Source organism: Streptomyces pseudoechinosporeus (assembly GCF_054783935.1).
Window position 1 is genome coordinate 45,799 of the sequence record NZ_BAAGPS010000058.1, and the last position, 19,069, is coordinate 64,867.

The 19,069-nt window shown below is 72.0% G+C and carries 16 protein-coding genes; 9 read left to right on the top strand and 7 right to left on the bottom strand.

What is annotated here, in order from left to right; all coding sequences use genetic code 11:
• Positions 1 to 146 precede the first annotated feature (146 nt).
• The gene (locus tag ACYVO6_RS37825) at positions 147 to 1,685 is read right to left on the bottom strand and encodes a hypothetical protein (RefSeq protein WP_461069421.1); all 1,539 of its coding nucleotides are present in this window, start codon (positions 1,683 to 1,685) and stop codon (positions 147 to 149) included.
• The gene (locus ACYVO6_RS37830) at positions 1,682 to 2,239 is read right to left on the bottom strand and encodes a hypothetical protein (protein ID WP_461069423.1); all 558 of its coding nucleotides are present in this window, start codon (positions 2,237 to 2,239) and stop codon (positions 1,682 to 1,684) included. Before ACYVO6_RS37830 ends, ACYVO6_RS37825 begins: the two co-directional genes overlap by 4 nt.
• 283 nt (positions 2,240 to 2,522) lie before the next feature.
• Between ACYVO6_RS37830 and ACYVO6_RS37835 the strand changes: the two genes are divergently transcribed.
• From ACYVO6_RS37835 to ACYVO6_RS37875, 9 genes are all read left to right on the top strand, one after another.
• The gene (locus tag ACYVO6_RS37835) at positions 2,523 to 3,467 is read left to right on the top strand and encodes an ABC transporter substrate-binding protein (protein WP_461069425.1); all 945 of its coding nucleotides are present in this window, start codon (positions 2,523 to 2,525) and stop codon (positions 3,465 to 3,467) included.
• A gap of 37 nt (positions 3,468 to 3,504) precedes the next feature.
• Positions 3,505 to 4,281 carry an ABC transporter permease gene (locus tag ACYVO6_RS37840; protein ID WP_461069427.1) on the top strand — a complete coding sequence of 259 codons (777 nt, stop codon included), beginning with the start codon at positions 3,505 to 3,507 and terminating at the stop codon, positions 4,279 to 4,281.
• Positions 4,278 to 5,063 carry an ABC transporter permease gene (locus ACYVO6_RS37845; protein WP_461069429.1) on the top strand — a complete coding sequence of 262 codons (786 nt, stop codon included), beginning with the start codon at positions 4,278 to 4,280 and terminating at the stop codon, positions 5,061 to 5,063. Before ACYVO6_RS37840 ends, ACYVO6_RS37845 begins: the two co-directional genes overlap by 4 nt.
• The gene (gene mdlC, locus ACYVO6_RS37850) at positions 5,060 to 6,694 is read left to right on the top strand and encodes a benzoylformate decarboxylase (RefSeq protein ID WP_461069431.1); all 1,635 of its coding nucleotides are present in this window, start codon (positions 5,060 to 5,062) and stop codon (positions 6,692 to 6,694) included. The genes ACYVO6_RS37845 and mdlC overlap by 4 nt, the downstream gene beginning before the upstream one ends.
• 9 nt (positions 6,695 to 6,703) lie before the next feature.
• Positions 6,704 to 7,450 (top strand): ABC transporter ATP-binding protein, encoded by a 747-nt coding sequence (locus tag ACYVO6_RS37855; protein ID WP_461069433.1) that lies wholly within the window; start codon positions 6,704 to 6,706, stop codon positions 7,448 to 7,450.
• A gap of 243 nt (positions 7,451 to 7,693) precedes the next feature.
• Entirely contained in the window at positions 7,694 to 10,051 is a 2,358-nt protein-coding gene (locus tag ACYVO6_RS37860) for a GTPase-associated protein 1-related protein (protein ID WP_461069435.1), read from the top strand.
• A gap of 174 nt (positions 10,052 to 10,225) precedes the next feature.
• A complete protein-coding gene (locus ACYVO6_RS37865) occupies positions 10,226 to 10,891 on the top strand; it encodes a vWA domain-containing protein (RefSeq protein WP_461069507.1) in 666 nt (221 codons plus the stop codon).
• Entirely contained in the window at positions 10,888 to 11,796 is a 909-nt protein-coding gene (locus tag ACYVO6_RS37870) for a protein phosphatase 2C domain-containing protein (protein ID WP_461069437.1), read from the top strand. Before ACYVO6_RS37865 ends, ACYVO6_RS37870 begins: the two co-directional genes overlap by 4 nt.
• A gap of 19 nt (positions 11,797 to 11,815) precedes the next feature.
• Entirely contained in the window at positions 11,816 to 13,168 is a 1,353-nt protein-coding gene (locus ACYVO6_RS37875) for a protein kinase domain-containing protein (protein WP_461069439.1), read from the top strand.
• Between the two features lie 24 nt (positions 13,169 to 13,192).
• On the opposite strand, the gene ACYVO6_RS37880 is transcribed toward ACYVO6_RS37875, so the two are convergent.
• The 5 genes from ACYVO6_RS37880 to ACYVO6_RS37900 form a co-directional block, all read right to left on the bottom strand.
• Positions 13,193 to 15,361: a hypothetical protein gene (locus ACYVO6_RS37880; protein WP_461069441.1), complete on the bottom strand. Its 2,169-nt coding sequence runs from the start codon at positions 15,359 to 15,361 to the stop codon at positions 13,193 to 13,195.
• Between the two features lie 50 nt (positions 15,362 to 15,411).
• Positions 15,412 to 15,909, bottom strand: coding sequence for a hypothetical protein (locus tag ACYVO6_RS37885; protein WP_461069443.1), 498 nt, complete (start codon positions 15,907 to 15,909; stop codon positions 15,412 to 15,414).
• Complete coding sequence (locus ACYVO6_RS37890; protein WP_461069445.1) at positions 15,906 to 17,159, bottom strand: hypothetical protein; 1,254 nt, start codon at positions 17,157 to 17,159, stop codon at positions 15,906 to 15,908. The genes ACYVO6_RS37885 and ACYVO6_RS37890 overlap by 4 nt, the downstream gene beginning before the upstream one ends.
• Before the next feature lie 108 nt (positions 17,160 to 17,267).
• On the bottom strand, positions 17,268 to 17,402 hold the full coding sequence (locus ACYVO6_RS37895) for a hypothetical protein (RefSeq protein WP_461069447.1): 135 nt from the start codon (positions 17,400 to 17,402) through the stop codon (positions 17,268 to 17,270).
• Between the two features lie 138 nt (positions 17,403 to 17,540).
• Positions 17,541 to 18,812, bottom strand: a complete 1,272-nt coding sequence (locus ACYVO6_RS37900; RefSeq protein ID WP_461069449.1) for an endonuclease/exonuclease/phosphatase family protein — start codon at positions 18,810 to 18,812, stop codon at positions 17,541 to 17,543.
• Positions 18,813 to 19,069 lie beyond the last annotated feature (257 nt).

Genomic DNA, 19,069 nt, shown 5'->3' on the forward strand with positions numbered 1-19,069 from the left:
GCGTAGGGTCTCTACCACCAGGGGCTCCGCCCCTGGGACCCCGCTGGGGGCTCCGCCCCCAGACCCCCGTATCGGCCTTGCGGCCTCGTCCTCAAACGCCGGACGGGCTGATTTCAGCCCGTCCGGCTTCTGCGGAGCTGACGTCTCTACTCTGTGGCCGCTCGGCGGCGCCACAGGACCGCTGCGGTGCCGCCGGCGAACAGGGCGGCGGCGGTTCCGGCGGTCAGCAGCACGGTGGTGCCGGTGGAGGCGAGGATGCCTTCGCCGGATGTGGCCGCCGAGCCGCCACCGGTGGTCGTGGTCAGTGAGCCGCTGTCTCCGCTGCCACCGACACTGCCTCCGGTCCCGTTGCCTCCGTTGTCCCCGCTGGACGTCGGGATGTCGATGGGGACCACGCCGTCCGAGGCGGACGGGTCGGCCGTCGGATCACCGGTCGCATCGGTGCCACTGGGATCCGGCTCCGGCTCCGAGGGCCCGTCGGACGGCGACGGGGAGCCGGACGGCGTGGGCGATTCGGTGGGTGTCGGTGACTCGGACGGAGCCGGAGGCCGCTGGAACGTGGTGACCGAGCCGTCGGCCGGGCTCCCCACGAACACCGACTCGCCGCCCGGCGTCACCGCGATGGAGGAAGCGCCCAACTGGCCGTGGACGCCCGGAAGTTCGACATCCTCGCCGGAGTCCTTCAGAGCCGCCGTGTCGTAGACCGCGAGCCGTCCGACGCCGTCCCCCTCCTCCGGCGGATTGCCGAAGTCCTGCCACACGGCGAAGGCCTGGTCGGAGCCCGGGTCGACGGCGACATCGGCGACGGAGTCCCCGGGGTCCGACTCGAAGGAGGCGGCGAGCTTGCCCGTGGAGATGTCGTACGCCTCCAGTGCGGCACCGCGCCCCGCCCACAGCACACCGTGCTCGGTGTCCCACTCCAGGAAGCTCACCGCGGCACCGGCGCCGAGTGTGATCTCGGTGCCGTCCAGTGCGAAGCCGGCCGAATCGACCCTGCGCAGCAGGCTGTTGGTGTTGTCGGCGACCCAGATCTGGCCGGCGGCCCGGTCGACGGCGAGGGGTCCGCCGGCCGGCAGGGTGAGGGAGCGCTCCACGGTCACCGACGTCTCGGCGACGGTGACCTCCTCCAGCCTGGTGCCGCGCAGGACCACGACCGTGCCGTCCTTCGCACCCGGCTTGGCCTGCGTGATCGCCGTACCGGTGAGCCAGCCGCCGCGTCCCGCCGCCTCGCCGTCCTTCGCGGCGGCGATACCGCGCAGCCCGACCAGGTAGTGCACACCGTCGCCCGGCAGCGGCCCGGCGAACCGCTTCGCCGGGAGCTGTGCGGGCTGCCCCGTACTGCCCGGGGACTCCTTCACCCAGCTCAGGGTCTGTCCCGAGTCCGGGTCGACGACGTAGAGGCCCGCCAGGCTTGCGCCCGCCGTACCGGCGACGGTGTCGGACCCGACGTACAGCTTCCCGGACTCGGGGTGCACCAGCAGGTCCAGCGGTTTGCCGACGGCCGTGTTGCGCGCGGTCTGCGCGTATCCGCCGCCGGTCGCCGACGGATCGGCGTCGTCGGCGCCCGCGATGGGTGCGCCGACGACAGCCGTCAGGACCACGGCGGTGATTCCGGCGAGGGCGCCCGCCGCCCGGGGGCGGGACAGGCCGCTGCCCCGCCCCCGGGATCTGTCGGGCGTGGTCATGAGAAGGAGACCGGGACGTAGACGTCGTACGAGCGGGTGCCGCTCGCCGTGTGGTCGGCGCGCGTCACGATCGCGCACTCGACGTCCGTGCCGCAGACCTGGCCGGCGGCGATCGTCGGGTTCACGTGCACATTGACGCTGAAGGAGCCGCCGGAGCCGTAGACGGAGCTGTTGGCGACCATGCCGCCGCCGAAGTTCGACACCCAGTGCGAGGCGCCGGTCGTGCCCGACTGGTCCGCGCCGCCGAGGCAGGGGGTCGGCCGGGAGGTGTACGTCGACGGGTTGCCGACCTCGACGCCGTCGGGGATCACACACAGGCCTATGTAGATGCCCTGGATGGTGTTGTAGCCGCTGCCGGAGACGGTGATGTTCTGCCCTGCGGCTGACAGGGTGTCGGGGGCCGTCAGCGACAGGTTGTACGTCGTGCCGCTCACCGTCACCGTCCGCGTGGCGGTGGCGGCCGAGGCCGAGGTGGCGAGCCCGATCGTCAGCGCGGCGGCGGTCGCGCCGACGGCGACGGTACGGGTGGCACGGGCGAACAGGGCGGATCTCATGGGCAGTTGACCTTTCGCAGGCTTCCGCTGTTTAGGTAAGGCAAACCTAAGTAACGCCTGATGAATCGTCAAGCCTCGCCACTTGAGCCGCTTCTGTGACGCCGGTCCGGAGCGCATCGGGAGCACCGTGGGCCTTTTTGCAAAGGTTGCGAACCGGCTTTCCTCAAAGGGTGACGATCGGCGCATAGGCATGTTGTGGTCGTCTCGGGATTGCGATAGGCATGCGCGCATGTCGATGCGTCAGATGTGCGAGATGGGTCAAGTCCGGTTACACAGAAGCCAGTTGATCGTCACGGCCGTCGCCCTGGCGATGACCGCCGTCGCCTGCGGCGGCGACTCCGACCAGGCCGGCTCGGGCGGCAACGGGCTGGAGAAGCCGAGCATTTCCGTCGCCGCACTCCCGCTGGCCGACGACGCGACTCTCTACCTCGCGCAGGACCGGGGCCTGTTCGAGAAAGAGGGCCTCGACGTACGCATCCAGCCCGTCCAGCAGAGCATCCAGGCGCTGCCCGCGCTGTCGAAGGGCCAGGTCGACGTGATCGCGAGCGCGAACTACGTCACCTTCCTGCAGGCCCATGAGAAGGGCACCCTCGACGTCCGTGTCCTCGCGGAGGGCGCCCGTGTCGCGCCGCACATGATGGACGTCCTCGTGCCCGAGGACTCGGACATCAAGAGCGTCGCCGACCTCAAGGGCAAGAAGCTCGCCGTCAACATCCTCAACAACATCCAGTCGCTGACCCTGAACGCCATCCTCGCCAAGGAGGGCGCGGACCGCCCCGTCTACCGGCAGATCGCCTTCCCGCAGATGGGGCCCGCCCTGGAAAAGGGCCAGGTCGACGCCGTGCACGCGGCCGAACCGTTCAACAGCGCCCTCCAGAAGGACCTGAACGCCCGGGTGCTCATCGACGGCGGCTCAGCGCCCGTGGAGTCCATACCGATCAGCGGATACGTCACGACCGGGCCGTTCGCCGAGAAGAACCCGAAGACCGCGGCGGCCTTCCAGCGGGCCATCGCCGCCGCCGCGAAGCTCGCGACGCAGGATCCGTCGGCGATACGGGAACAGCTCCCCAAGTACGCCAAGGTGACGCCGGATCAGGCCAAGACGATCCGGCTGCCCGAGTATCCCGAGACGACGGACCCCGGACAGCTGAGCCGACTCACCGAACTCATGGAGGAACAGGGCCTGTTGAAGAAACCGGTCGATCCGGCCACGCTCCTGGTCAAGTAGGGCCGCTCGGTTGGGACGACTCGGTTGGGGCCACCCGGTGCGACGAAGGCAGGAGTTGCTGCTCGGCGGGCTCGGTGTGCTGCTCGCGTTCGGGCTGTGCGAGGCGGTCAGCCGGGCCGGTCTGGTACGCCGCACCTATCTGCCGCCCGCCTCCGAAGTCCTCGCGCGCGCCGTGGAGTTGGCGGGCGATCAGGTCTTCCTGGACGGACTGGGCGCCACGCTGCTGGCCTGGGCGCTCGGACTGGGCCTCGCCTGCGCGATCGCCATCCCGCTGGGCCTGCTGCTCGGCAGCGTGCCCGTCGTCGACGACGCCGTACGCGCCATCGTCGAGTTCCTGCGCCCGTTGCCCTCCGTGGCGCTGATCCCGCTGGTGTCCCTGCTGCTGGGCTCCGGCACCGAGACGAAGGTCGCGCTGATCACGTACGCCTCCGTCTGGCCGATCCTCTTCAACACCGTCTACGGCCTCGGCGAGACCGACCCCCTGGCCAAGGACACCCTCCGCGCCTTCGGCTTCGGCCGCCTCGCGGTCCTCCTCCGCGTCGAACTCCCCGCCACCGCCCCCTTCATCGCCGCCGGCATCCGCATCTCCGCCGCCATCGCCCTCATCCTGGCCGTCGCCACCGAGGTCCTCGCCGGCTTCGGCGAGGGCCTCGGCATCTTCATCGCCCAGGCGGGCCTCGCGACGGACGGCACCCGGGATGTCCTGGCGGGCGTGGTGTGGGCCGGAGCGCTCGGGCTGCTGATCAACAGCGTGCTGGTGTGGGGCGAACGGCAGCTGTTCCCGTGGACACCCGAACATCGGGAGCGGCGGTGAGCCGGGGCGTGCGGGGCGTGCTGCTGCGGTGGGGTGTGCTCGCGGTGGCCGTCGCGGGGTGGCAGGTCGTCGCTCGGGCGCACGGCAGTGTGTACTTTCCGCCGCCCGCCGACATCGCCGGGCATGCCTACGACTTGTGGTTCTCGGGGCCCGTCGGGCATGCGTTCCTCACCGCCGCAGCCGTCGACAACATCCTGCCCAGCCTCGGCCGCATGGCCGCCGGCTTCGCGATCGCCGCCGTCGCCGGGATCGCCCTCGGCATCGCGGTCGGCCGCTCGCACCGGACGTACGCGCTCTGCAACCCGGTGCTCCAGTTCGCCCGCGCGATCCCGCCCCCGGCCCTCGTACCCGTCTTCGTCGTGGTCTTCGACTTCGGTACGCCGATGCAGCTTGCGTCGATCGTCTTCAGCGCCGTATGGCCCGTACTGATCAACACGGCGGACGGAGCGCGCAACACCGACCCGCTACGGCTCGAAGTCGCCGCCGTACTGCGGCTGACCGCGCCCGAGCGGCTGTGGCTGCTGCTCCTGCCGTCCGCGCTGCCGCGCATCTTCGCCGGGTTGCGGCTGAGCCTCTCGCTCTGCCTCATCCTCATGGTCTTCTCGGAGCTGCTGCCGGGCACGGCCAACGGCATCGGCTTCACCCTCACCGACGCCCAGTCACGCTCGGATCTGCTCACCGTATGGGCGGCGCTGGTCCTGCTCGGCGCGCTCGGATATCTGCTCAACACCGGCCTGTTGGCGGTCGAGAAACGACTGCTCGGCAGAGGGAGGCCCGTATGAACCCTGCGACCGGAACAGTTCTGGACGCCGTCGTGCAGTTCTGCCGCGACACCGGCATGACCACGGTGTTCGGCAACCCGGGCTCCACGGAGCTGCGGATGTTCCGCGACTGGCCCGATGACTTCACCTACGTACTCGGACTACAGGAGTCCGTCGCCGTCGCCATGGCCGCGGGACACGCGCTCGGCACCGGGCGCGCGGCTCTCGTCAGCCTGCACTCGGCGGGCGGCACCGGACACGCGCTGGGCGCGGTCTTCAACGCGTACCGGGACCGGGTTCCCCTCGTCGTCATGGCCGGCCAGCAGTCGCGCCCGCTGCTCCAGCTGCGGCCGTTCCTCGGCGCCGACGAACCGGCCCAGTTTCCGCGCCCGTACGTGAAGTTCAGCCGCCAGCCGGACCGCCCGGAGGACGTACCCGCGGTGCTCGCCGAGGCCCACCGCATCGCCATGTCCCACCCGCGCGGCCCCGTCTTCGTCTCGATCCCCGAGGACGACTGGGACCAGCCGGCCCCGCCCGTCGAACCACGCACCGTGCACGGCGCGTTCACCGCCGACACGAGCGCGCTGTCCGCCCTGGCCGCACGCCTAGACACCTGCGAACGGCCCGCCCTGGTCGTCGGGCCCGGAGTCGACGACGAGGACGCCCTCGCCGAGGCCCGCACCCTCGCCGAACGCACCCGCGCGGCCGTCTGGATCAGCCCGATGTCCGGCCGCTCCGGCTTCCCCGAGTCCCATCCGCTCTTCCAGGGCTTCCTGCCACCGGCCGCTGACCGCCTGACGGCCTGCCTGGAGGCATACGACGTGGTCGTCGCCCTGGGCGCACCCCTGTTCACGTACCACTTCCACACGGAGAGCCCGCCACTGCCCGCCCGCACCGAACTGTTCCACCTCGACTGCGACCCCGGGCAGGCGGCGTGGCTGCCCACGGGAACGAGCATCGTGACGACGTTGAAGCCCGCCCTGGGTCAACTGGCGGAGCTGGTGGGGGAGTCGGACCGGTCGAACCGTAAACCGCCGCCCCCGCGTCCGGCACCCACCCCCGCGCCACTTCCCGACCACCACATCACGCCGGAGCTGGTCCTCGACCTGCTTCAGGAGCGGCTGCCGCACGACCGTGTCCTGGTCGAGGAGGCCCCGAGCCACCGCGAGGCTCTCCACGCGCGCGTGCGGGTCGACTTGGCGGGCGGCTTCCTCACCACCGGCAGCGGCGCGCTCGGCTGGGGCCTGCCGCTGGCCGTCGGGCGCGCCCTTGCCGATGGGCGGCGGGTGGTGTGCGTGCTGGGCGACGGCTCGGCCCTCTACTCCATCCAGGGACTGTGGACCGCCGCGCGCCATCGGGTGCCGGTCACCTACGTCCTCCTCGACAACGCCGGTTACGCCGCCGTACGCGCCCTCGGCCACCGCATCGACATCGCACCCGTCCCCGGCACGGAGATCGGCGACGTCGACTTCACCGCGCTGGCCGCCGGCTTCGGATGCCCGGCGGCGTACGTCGAATCGCCCGCCGAACTCCCCGACGCCCTCGACCGGGCACTGGCCCACGGCGACGGCGACGGGCCCTTTCTGCTGCACGTCCGCGTCACCGGTATCGGTACCGGCTCCGACGGCACGCTCGACTCCCGGGACAGGTGACCGCTCCGTATGCTCCGCCTCGACTCGCTCGGTCAGCGTTACGGCGAACACCGCGTCCTGCACGACATCAGCCTCACCGTGCCCGACGGTCAACTCCTGTGCGTGGTCGGGCCGTCCGGGTGCGGGAAGTCGACGCTGCTGCGAACGATCGCGGGCTTGCTGCCCGCGCACGAGGGGACGGTCAGCATCGACGGGGACCCGGTCGTCGGGGTGCCGGACCGGCTCGCGGTCGTCTTCCAGGACTACGGGCGTTCGCTGTTCCCCTGGCTGTCCGTCCGGGAGAACGTCGCGTTGCCGTTGCGCCGGCGGGGCATGGGCCGTGCCGAACGGCAGGACGAGGCCGAACGCATCCTGGAACGCGTCGGGCTCGGCGGCGCCGGCCGCCGCCATCCCTGGCAGCTGTCGGGCGGCATGCAACAACGCGTCGCCATCGCACGGGCGTTGGTCTGCCGCCCCTCCCTCCTCCTCATGGACGAGCCCTTCGGCTCCCTCGACGCGCAGACCCGCGAGGACCTCGAGGATCTGCTGCTCGACGTGCATCGGGCAGAGGGGACGACGATCGTGTTCGTCACGCATGACATCGACGAGAGTGTGTACGTGGGGGACCGGGTCGTCGTTCTCTCGGCGGGGCCCGGGTCGCGTGTCGTGCTCGATCTGCCGGTGGGGCTGCCGGGGGAGCGGGAACAGATCGGCACGCGGGGGCTGGCGGAGTTCGTGGCGTTGCGGGCGGAGGTGGGGCGAGCGGTGCGGGGTTGATACAGGGGGCTCCGCCCCCTGGACCCCCGGTCCTCAAACGCCGGACGGGCTGATTTCAGCCCGTCGTGGGGGTCCCCCGCTCGAGCGAAGCCGAGAGAGGGGCGGTGGGGCGGCGGCCGGTCCCTGGGCGTAGGTCGGGGGCGCGGGCCGGTCCCTGACGTGGAGCGCTCCGCTACCGTGCGCCCCGCGCTCAACTTCTGCGTCCGCCTGCGCCGTTGGGTGCAGATCGCGAGAATCGGGGGCATGGCCATCCGCGAACTCAGTTACGTGCTCCGCCGCGATCCCGGCACCGGCGACGACCGGCTCACCCCGGTCACCGCGGTGCCCGACGACGTGCCGGGCCACCTGATGGAACGGGTCATCGCCGCCACGCACCGAGCAGAGCCCGCCGTGGGAGCCGCGCTCAGCTACACCCGCCTGCCCCACCGCGACGGCGGCGGACTGCTGTGCAGCGCCCGCCCGGACGAGAAGTCGGCCGGACTGCGCGTCGACGCGCAGTACGCGGCGGGCGACGACGCCACCTGGCCGCGCCTGCCCGTCGACGCCTGGCGCCCGGCCGTCCTGCGCGGGCCGGACGACGAACCGTTCGCGGAGCCCGGCAGGCGCTGGGACGAGCCGTTGCTGGTGCGGCACGTGCGCGAGCACGCCCCGCGCGTGGCCTCCTTCCTCGCCGACGTGCGCAGGCTGTTCGCCGACCCCGCGGGCCGCCAGATCGTCGTGGCCGAGCCCGACCAGGAGACCGTCGCCCGCTGGATCGCCCTGGCCTGCGCCTCGCTGCCCGAAGCACACGCGAGGTCTCTGACCTTCACGACCGCCACCACCGACCCCGGCGGCGCCCCGCAGCAGATCCTCGGGATCGGCCCGGACACGGACACGCAGGTCTTCGACCGGTACGACGCCCTGACCGTCACCCACCACTACCGGGTCCACGACGGCCTCGGCGGCCCGGGCAGCCCGCCGCTGACCGATGCCTGGGCCGAGCTGACCGCATGGCTCTGGCGCGAGGGAACGCCCCCGCGGCCGGACGACGAGCCCTTCGCCCTGCTGCCGCTCGCCCGCCGGGCCCTGGCCATCGGCTCCTGGGACGAACTCGCCGCCCTCCGGAGCGACGTACTGCGGGAGATCGCGGCCGCCGCCACGGACGCGGCCGAGCGCGACCAACCGGACGCCGACGACGAGGAATTCCTCACCGAGATCTGCAAGCGGATCGGCGGACACCAGCCGGACGCGGTGCAGCAGCTCTCCCTCGCACTGGCCAGGCGGCGCCTGAAGGCGGCGGGCCGACAGGACACCGACGAGGTGCTGAAGTCCTGCCGCGACCTGCCGCTCGACGAGGCGGCCTGGAACACCCTGCGCGGCGAGTACGGTCCGCCGCCGGAGGAGGAACTGCGCAAGCTGCTGCGGTATCCCTTCGGCACCTGGGAGAAGCCGCTGCGCGGCCTGCTCACCTCCGGCGTCGGCGGGAGTCCCGTACTGGACGCGGCCGTGACGCAGCTCGCCGAGGCCCTCAGCTGCCCCGACAAGCGGCGGAACTGCGATGAGGCCGTCGCGCTGCTCATCTCGCTGCAGGACCGCGGGCTGGTCCGGCGTGTCCTCGAACGGCTCGTCCAGGACCCCAGCGAGCGTCGTATCCGCGGACTGCGGGACCTGGTCCGCTCCGTGCACGGCGGCTGGCTGCGCACCCACCTCGACGGGGCCCCGCTCGCCGTACGCCTCGCCGTGTCGGCGGCGGACCTGAGCCGCGACCCGTACCGCCGGACAGGTGCCGAGATCTGGGTCGAGCTGGCCCGACGGCATCTGGACGGAAAGGTGCCCGACGGCGCCACCCTGCGGATCATGTGGGCGTTGGTCTGGCCGCCGAACGGCCAGCCGGCCCATCCCGACCAGAGCAGGGTCACCGAGGTCTGCTCCCCCCGGCTGATCGTCGAGGAAGGGCTGGAAGTCCGCCTCTCCCACTGGCTCAAACGCCCGGACCAAGTCACTCCCGCGCTCGTCGACTTCGCGCGCGAGACCGTTGCTTCGCGGAAGTTCAACTCGCAGGAGCTGGCCGTCGCCCGACTCCTGGTCCTCGCCCACGACTTCGCGCACGGGCGGGAACGGCTTGTGCCGGCCATGGAGCGCCTGCCCGCCCTGGAGCACGACGCAGGGCGCCTGACCGATGCGCTGCGGGATGCGGTCGACCGAGGGATCGCCCACGGCATCGCCAGGACCGACCCCGAAACGGTGCGCGACACCAGAGCGCTGGACTACGTCGCCGGCAACATGAAGCTGATCGGCCAGTATCAGCGGGCCGTGACCGACGCCCACCGCTCGGGCGGCGGCGCCCTGGACCCGGCGTCGCTGCGTGAACCGCGGCGCGTGGCAATCCTGTTCACCCTCTGGCGCGAACGCCGGGACGGTGCCAAGGGCGCCTGGAAGAACGCCGCCGACCAGCTGACCGACGACGTCATCGGCTCTGCGCTGGCGCAGCTGGGCGAGCACGGAGTCAACGAGGTGGTCAACCTGCTGTCCCAGCGCCAGGGCGGCCAGAAGTGGGTGCAGGCCTGGAACAAGTGGAGCCATCAGATGAGGGGCCACGGGGGCGCGCGCGAGCACGGATGATCCCACAGAGCGTCCCGCTTCCCGGGCAATACTTCCTCACACCTGATCTTCTGCCCGGTTCTCAACTACGCTTGCTCGCGAAGAGTTTGACGACGCAACTCCTGGGCGGACGCACGCCCGGTCTCGGGGGAGAGGACCAGCGTGAGCGGCACTTTCGACCTGCCCGGCGGCAGTATGGCCAGCCGTCCCGTCCATTTCATCTGGCTGCTGGACTGTTCCGGTTCGATGAGCATCAACGGAAAGATCGCCGAGCTGAACTTCGCCATCCGCGAGGCCATCCCGGAGATGCAGGAGGCCGCCCGCTCCAACCCCGGAGCCACCCTCCTGATCCGGGCCGTCTCCTTCGCCGGCGGCGCCAGCTGGCACATCAACGACCCGACCCCGGTGGACCAGTTCACCTGGGAGGACCTGCACACCTACGGCGGCACCGACATGGGCGCCGCGTTCCGGCTCGCGGCCGGCGCTCTGCAGACGCCGCCCATGCCGCAGCGCGCCCTGCCGCCGGTGCTGGCCCTCGTCTCCGACGGCCAGCCGACCGACGACTGGCGCTCCGGGCTGCGCGCCATCGACGACACGCCTTGGGGTAAGCGTGCGGTGCGGGTGGCCCTCGCCATCGGCGACGACGCCGACAAGAGCATGCTCAAGGAGTTCCTGGCCAACCCGGAGCTGGAGCCGCTGCACGCCAAGAACCCGCGCCAGCTCGCCGCCGCGATCCGCTGGATGTCCACAGCCGTGAAGCAGGCCTCCACCCCCAGGACCGACGGCGACGGTGCCGGTCCCATGCAGGCCCCGCCGCCCGTGGCGCTGGGCAAGGACGAGGACGAAGACCCCGTCTGGTGAACGGCGGTGCGACACCGCCCGGGCGGTGGGAACTGCTCGAGGGCATGGTGAAGGGCGCGGGCAAGAAGTACAGCCAGGACCGCTTCGCCGCACGGCACGTCGTCGGCGGAGAGGCTGTCGTCCTGGCCGTGGCCGACGGCCATGGCTCGGCGCCCCACTTCCGCAGTGACCTGGGCGCGCGCTGGGCCGTGGACGAATTCGTCGCGTGTGCACGGAAGTTCGCGCGCACGGCAGTGGAGTACGACAACGAGGCTGAGGAGGACGGTGACGAGGGCCGCTGGTACGCCGGCTTGACCGAACTGCGCGCCCAGGCCCGGCGGTTGCCCGAACAAGTGGCCCACCGCTGGTACGAGCGCGCGACACTGCACGACTGCAACTCCCCGGCCCACGGCGGCCTGCCCGCCGACCCCTCCGCGCAGAACCCCAAGGGCCCCGACCTCACCGCGTACGGCGCCACCCTCGTCGGCGCCGTCCTCACCCGGCGGCTGCTGGTGTGCTGGCAGCTGGGTGACGGCGACATCGTCGTCCTCGACGCCGTCGGCATTCCGTACACGCCCCTGTACACCGGTCCCGACCTCGGCGACGAGACGGACTCCCTGTGCGCCGCCGAGTCCTGGCACCGCGCACGCTGCCACTGGCAGCCCCTCACCAACGAGACTCCGTCGGGCATCCTGCTCTCCACCGACGGACTGTCCAAGAGCTTCACCGACCACCAGGGCTTCCTCGACTTCGCGGCCGGAGTGCAGGGCCGCGCCACCGAACTCGGGATGCCCGCCCTACGGACCCGGCTGCCGGACTGGCTCGGGCGGGCCGCCCAGTACTCCGGGGACGACACGACACTCGTGGGCGCGTTCGAGGCCACCGACCAACTCGCGCCCCAGCAGAACGACGCGCCACACACGTGAGCCACGAGAGGAACCGCGCATGGTGAACGGCATGCTCGCCGCCGGGCAGACCCTGGTGACCGAGGAGGGGGAGAAGGTCAAGGTCGCCGAGATGTTCGGCTCCGGCGGCCAGGGCGAGGTCTACCGGGTGAAGACCCGCAAGGGCGACCGCGCCGTGAAGTGGTACTACCCCCAACTCGCAGACGGCCGCCAGCGGCAGATCCTCGAAGGGCTCATCGGGCGCGGCTGGGGCGACGACCGCTTCCTGTGGCCGCAGACCATCGTCGTCGACGCGGACGGCCGACGGCCCGGCTTCGGCTACCTCATGGACGTACGCCCTTCCCGCTTCCACGACCTGCCCGCGCTGTTCCGCCGCGACCCCGCGCTCGCCGCCACCACCATCCGCACCCTCGTCATGGCGGCCCTGCACACCGTCGAGGCCTACCGCGCCCTGCACGCCAAGGGCATCGCCTACCGCGACATCAACTGGGGCAACATCTTCTTCGACCCGCGCACCGGCGACGTCCTGGTGTGCGACAACGACAACGCGGTCGTCGAGGGCGAGAGTGCGGGCGTCGCCGGCACCATGGACTTCATGGCGCCGGAACTCGTACGCGGCGACAAGGGCGCCCAGCCCGGCATCCAGAGCGACCTCCACTCCCTCGCCGTCCTGCTCTTCCTGCTGCTGATGAACCATCACCCGCTCGAGGGCGCACTGGCCTTGCAGATCCGCTGCCTGGACGAACCGGCCCGGCGCAAGCTGTACGGGACCGATCCGGTCTTCGTCTACGACCCGTCCGACCCACGTAACCGGCCGGTGCCCGAGGAGCAGCAGACCGTCGTCGCCACCTGGGGAGCCCTCCCGCCCGTACTGCGCGCCCTGTTCGAGCAGACCTTCACCGACGGACTGAAGAACCCCGCCCGGCGGGTGCGCGAAGGGCAGTGGCGGGACGCGCTCAGCGAGGTCCTCGACACCATCTGCCTCTGCGCGGGCTGCGGCCGGCAGAACCTCACGGAACCGGACGGGCCCGCCCCCGTCTGCTGGAGCTGCGGGCGCCCCCTGAGCCTGCCACCGCGCCTGCGTCTGACCACCGGCACGGCGACCTCGCGCAGCAAGCCCCGGTCGATCCGGCTCGGCGCCCAGGCCCGGATGTACGCCCACCACCTGGACGTCGACCCGGAGCGGCACGACTTCACCGCCGTGGTCGCCGAGGTGACCGAACACCCCAAGCAGCGCGGGCGGTTCGGGATCACCAACCGGACCGGGCACCGCTGGACGGCACGGCGGGCGGACAGCTCCGTCCATGACGTCGACCCCGGCAAGACCATCGGCCTGAGCACCGGACTGCAGCTGGAATTCGGGGGCGGGGCAGAGGCGGTCGTGCAGGACTGAGATCCATCCCGGTCCCGCGGCCTCTCACCTCCAAAACGGCCACCAGCGGCGTCGGCGCGCCCGCCTGCCGAACGACGAGGGAGACCAGGCCGACAAGGCCGGCAGCAGCAGACGCGGCGGCGCCGGGACCTCGGGAAGGTCCACGACCGCCGCGTCGGCCGGAACGGCGAGCGCGTCGGGACGGGGGAGGGCCGCGACCGTGAACCGGTAGGCGTCCGGCGTCACGTCGAACGACACGCGCTGGTCGGCGAGATAGCGGCTGCGGGCCACCCGGCGCTCCTCCCGACGCCCGCCGCCCTTCCACGTGACCACCACCAGCACGGCGGGCTCCGGCCATTCGAACCGCACGGCGGCGCGGTCGGCGGTGATGCGATGGGCCGTCAGATCCCTCACCACCCCCAGGCGTTCGACGACCACGTCAGGACCGGTCACCGTCCGCTCGCCCAGCACGCTCACCGACGTCATCCGCAGCCGCGACCGCTCGGGCACGGCGACCTCGACGGACGGCTCCGGCCCCGCGGGCGACTCCGGCACGGCGAGCCCCACCCGCCCCGACACATCCGCGCCCGGCCCCACGGGAACGCTCCGCCAGGGCAGCACCGTGCTCCGCCCCCGGCCGGGCGGACGCCAGGTCAACGCCACCCGGCCGCCGTCCCCGACGAACCGCGCCGTCAGGTCCTCCACCTGCCCGGGCCACTCCTCGGCACGAGCCTCCACCCGCACACCGGGGGACCACACCGTCTGCTCGCCGGGCCCCGGATAGCCACAGCGGACCTCGTACGTGTAGTCGCCCGGGGCGAGCGGCACATCCAGCAACCCGTCCCGCCCGCAGGTCACGGACACGGCAGGGGCGCCGTCCGCGATGCGGTGCGCCGACACCGCGGTACAGGCCGGATCGGGGGCGACCCAGCGCAGCCGCACACCGTCCGGCACCAGCGTGACGGTCACGCCGGTCACATCGGGCGCGATGACGACGGGCGCCGACACCAACGGAACGGCAGCGATCAGCCCCCGTCGCAAGGGGACCACGGCATAGCGCAGGGGGTGACCCACGAGGGCGTCCGCGTCGGTACGACGCAGAGACCGACCCGCCGAACCGGCGCTGTCCGTGCCCACGAGGTCATCCGCGCTCTCCGGCGTGACCGCATCCGCCGTGCCGGCAGCGTCCGTCGCCGCCCCCTCGCTCAACTCCGTCGCGGCACCCGGTGAGCCGTCCGGGAAGCGCAGCAAGCGGTACGTCACCCCGCTCGCCCGGGATCGTGCCGGCGGCCAGGTGAGGGTCACCGTGCGCTCGTGGGCCGTCGCTTCCAGGCGGGCCCCCGTGTCCGCCGAGCCGGTGTCCGTCGCCTGGGCCGCGGCGGCCAGAAGCGCCGCCTCGATGCCCGCGTCGTCGCCGGCTCGGCGGGCGGCGCCGAGCCAGGCGGAGGCCGCGGCGCGGGCGGAACCGCCCGCCGTCAGCCGGGTCGCCCCGGCCGTCAGGCGGGCCACCTCGGTGGAGCGGGCGTGCAGGGATTCCAGAAGCTGGGTGAGGGCGGGGTCCCGTCCGGTGTCGTGCACCTGCGCGACAAGCCGCTCGGTCTCGCGCAGCCGGCCGCCCGGCCACAGGTCACCCAGCCGCTCGGCCGCTTGGCGGGCGGCCCCGGCAGCCGGGAAACCGGCCGCGACGGCCGCCGCCAAGTGGCGTGCCTCGTCCCGGTGCACGCCGAGCGCGACGGCCGCCTCCTCGGTGGGCCCGTCGGAGCCGTCCCGCAGCAGACAGCCCAGCTGCCACAGCAGCAGCCGACGCAGCCCCATCGGCTCCTGCCGGACGTACGCCGCCAGCGTGTCCACGACGCCCGCCGCCCCGTTGGCCCGCGCATCGCCGGAGGCCAGCCAGTCGGCGCGTACCTTCTGGACGTAGTCCAGGTCCACGCGCTGCCACAGATTGCCCCGGCCGGTGAACCACAAGCCGTCCAGGACGCGGAAGCCGCGGTCGGTCTCGGCCTGCGGCAGCGAGCCGAACGAGGCGTGCCGGGCCGCCGCCGGCGGCCGCAGCGCATCCGCCACATGCCGGAAGCCGAACGCGTCGAGGCCCTCGCACAGCCGGCCGTAGCCGCGCATCGCGGGCAGACAAGGCAGATCCGGCAGCGGAGGCCGGGGCGCCCCCTCGTCCGAAGACACCCGCTCGCCGGGACGCCACTGCCGCTGTGCCACTGAGTACGGTCCTTTCCCTCGTCGTGAACCGGCCGCCGCGGGACCGGACGTCACTCGCCCGGCCGGGTGAAGAAGTACACCCGGACCACCGCGCTCTGCGGTGACTCACTCAAGTCGTGGAAGTCGTCCGTCGCCGTCCGGCCGCCGAACATCTCCGGCCGGGCCTTGGCGAGCAGCCCGTTGACCCGGTGCGCGTACGCCGTACCGCCCGAGCTGCCGCCGAACGTCAGCACCATGGCCGCGGTGCGCCCGCGCCACTTCTCGGTGCCCGACCGGATCTGGCGCAGGAGGCTGTCGGTGTCGTTGCCCTTCACCCGGAACTGCTCCGGTGTCCTGGACACACCCTGTGGCCCGGTAGGCGTGGGACTCGGGGACGCGGTGGGGGAGGGGGAAGGGCTGCCCGTGGGTTTGGGCCGGTCGTCGGCCATCGGGTCCGGTCGGTCGGCCATCGACACCAGCGCCAGTACCAGCAGCAGGTCGGCGAAGAGCCAGCCCGCCAGCACTACGACGCTGAGACCGCGCGTACGGCGCCGGGGGCGAGCGCTCACACCTCACCGCCGTCCGTACCGCTCGAGGGCGCCGGTACGCGCGCGCCGTTGACCTGCCCGGGCGGCAACTGTCCGTTGGACAGGACACGGATGCCCTGGTCAAGGCGCGCCGCGGCGTCCTGCCAGTGGGCCGCCGCCGCGTCCCAGCGCTCGGTGGCCTCGCGCATGCCGTCGACGGCGTCGTTCGTACGGCCCGCGCCCGCCGCGACGGCCTGCGCGGCCCGCTCGGCGGACTGTGCCACCGCGTCGGACTTCGCCGCGAGCGCCTGCTGGGCGGTGACCAGCGAGGTGACCGCCGACTGCATGGCGTCACCGGCGGCCTGCACCCGGTCCGCGACGGTACGGGCCGCGTCCTTGCTGTCCTGCCGCACCTGGTCCGAGGCGGACATGCTCGCCTTGACCGCCGCCTCCACCCGGTCGGCCGCCTTGGCGATGCCGGGCACCTCGGCCGACAGCGCACCGGCCGCCTTCTGCAGAGCGTCGGTGGCGTCGCCGACGGCCGTCGCGCTGTCCACCAGCTTCTGATGGTTGCCGTCGGCCTGCTTGAACAGGTTCTGCAACTGCCGTACCGCGCGGGCGAGTTCCTTCGTGAACTGGTCCGGAGACGCGGCCCGGTGCGGCGTCAGACACATCTGCACCCGGGTCAGCAGTCCAGCCAGCGACCCGAGGAGCCGCTCGTCCTCGGCCTCCCGAGTCTGCTCCTCCCGCTCCGTCAGGGCCCGGACACGGGCGTGCCACACCGACAGCAGGACCAGCAGCGTGATCAGTACGACGGCCATGAGCGCCACGTTCTCGAAGCGGCCGACCGTCGACAGATGCCCGCCGAAGCCGGTCTGCCACAACTGGAGAAAGGGACGGGTCGCCTGCCCGGGGCTCTCCTTGCTCAACTCCCCGTAGGCGCGCACCGCTTCCCGCAGCCCGAACCAGGTGACCAGCAGCGGGATGAACACCAGTACACCGAGCACGGCCTCCAGCGCGCCGTACCCCGGCCTCCACTGCCACCAGGGCGGGGCGGGGGCCGCGGGCGGCGGGGCCGTGACGGTCTCGGGGCGTACGTAGGAATGGACGAGGTCGACCTCGGCCCACCGGTCGAGCCGGTTACCGTTCGTCAAGTCGTCGGCCAGAGCGGTCAGTTCGTCCTTGCGCACGGCAAACCGGGAGGAGTGCTGGTTGAGGAGCTCCTCCAACTCCTTGCCCAGAACCTTGCGGTCCAGGAAGGGCGATCCGGGGGGTGTGGGTGCGGTGGGCAAGCGCGATTCTCCTGACTCAGCACCGGGTGGCCGGTGCTCCTGGCGATCTGCCGGTCACTCCTCAGCGGGGGACGCCGCCCCTGTCCTGCTGGTTCCTGCTGTGGCGGGTCAACCGTTCCAACAGGTCCTGGACGGTGGCGTATTGCCCACTTCGACGTGCGGAACCCGGCGTAAGGCGTGCAGGACGGCGACGGACACGTCCTGGGCCAGCAGCAGTCCCGCGCGCAGCAGCGCCTCGGTCATGACGACCTACCTCCCCCGAGCCGACACAGCTCAACGGCATGTGTGTGGCGCCCGAGCCTAGAGCCGACGGATCGCCGGGCGCCACCTGAACACTGCTGCTGTCTCGCGTAGTTGGGAATCCGGGCGCGCGCCCTGCGCTCAGACCACCCGCACGTCCTGCCACACCAGCCGGTGGTCCGAGGTCGGGACGTCGGCCCCGCCGCCCACCAGCCGGTACAGCGGATCGTCCGACGTCGGCCAGAAGATGCCGTTCCCGGCCGGGACGAGACCGCGCGACGGGATCACGTGGTCGACGCGGAGGTTGCCGGGGGCGGTGTCGTTGAAGTCGGAGGTGTCGTAAGCCGGGTTACCGGTGTGGGTGGCGTTGGCGCCGCCCTGGAGGCGGGCCGCCTCGACGCCGCCGCGAGCGGCCGGAGGCGTGGCGGGCAGGTTGACCGCTTCGTGGTCGAGGAGTTGAAGGATGGCGTGGTCGTAGCTGTCGCCGTCGTGCGGGTCGGCGTTCAGATCACCCGCGATCACAAACCGCGCCCCGGGCCGCAGACCGCCCCGTACACCCTTGTCGTCGTAGAGGTACGCGCTGCGGCGGCGACCGCCGATGTAGTCGGCCCAGAGGCGGATCTCGTCGTGGTTGCGACGGCCGTTGCGGTCCTCGGGGCCGTCGAAGCTGGGCGGAGTGGGATGCGAGACGAGGAAGTGGACGGTGGAGGACCGGCCGGGGCCGAGGCGGATCGGCAGGTCCCAGTGGCTCTTGGAGGAGAGCCGGAAGATCGCCCGGGCCGCCTCGCTGTAGTACCCCGGCGGCATGACGTTCCCCGGCATGTCCTTCCACAGGAAGTGCTGGAACGTACGGGCCGCCCGGACATCGATCGGGTACTTGGAGAGGACGAGCATCCCGTACTGCCCGGGAAACCAGCCGTACCCGAACGCGTCCTGCCCGTACGCATCGGACCCCGGAGTGGTGACGGCACCGTTCTTCCCGTCGAAGTCCACCCCGGAGGCCACACCCGTGTTCACAGGCGCGGTGAAGCGGAACGGATAACGGACCGGCTTCGCCCCGTTCTGACTGGCAGCCAGGTAGTTGCGCAGGAACAGCCGGACCGCCGCGCCGTCCTCGTCGTAGTCGAACTCGTTGATCACGAGGACGTCCGGGTCGACGCGCTGAATCGTCTCGGCGGCGTTCCGCGCCTGCTGGTTGCCCGGCGTGGACAAGTCCGTGACGAGGGCGCCCTGAGTGCCGCGGTTCAGCGAGGCGTTGAAGGTGGCGAAACGGACGGTCCGTCGGTACGTGTTCCCGGGCGCGGCGGACGCGTTCGCACTGAACGCCGTCGTGCCGGCCAACGCCGCTCCGGCGAGACCGGCGAGCGCGACACGGCGCGAGAACGGTGGATGTTGCGGTCTGGGGTGGTTCATCGGGGCTCCGGAGGAGGAAGGGGAACACGTGAACTTCCGTAGTCTCTGCGCGTAGACGCCGCTGCCACAAGGGGGTTGGGGGGAATCGCGGCCGACGGTGAAGCGGGCCTGACGGACCGCCGACACCACGGTGTACGTCCGTCAAAGACCGTCAGAAACCGTCGAAGAATGTCGAGGGCCACCGTCAAAGGCGCCGGGCCCGTATGACCCCCCGTACGACCGACCAGGCCCGGGAAAACAACTGGCCCCGCCCCCGC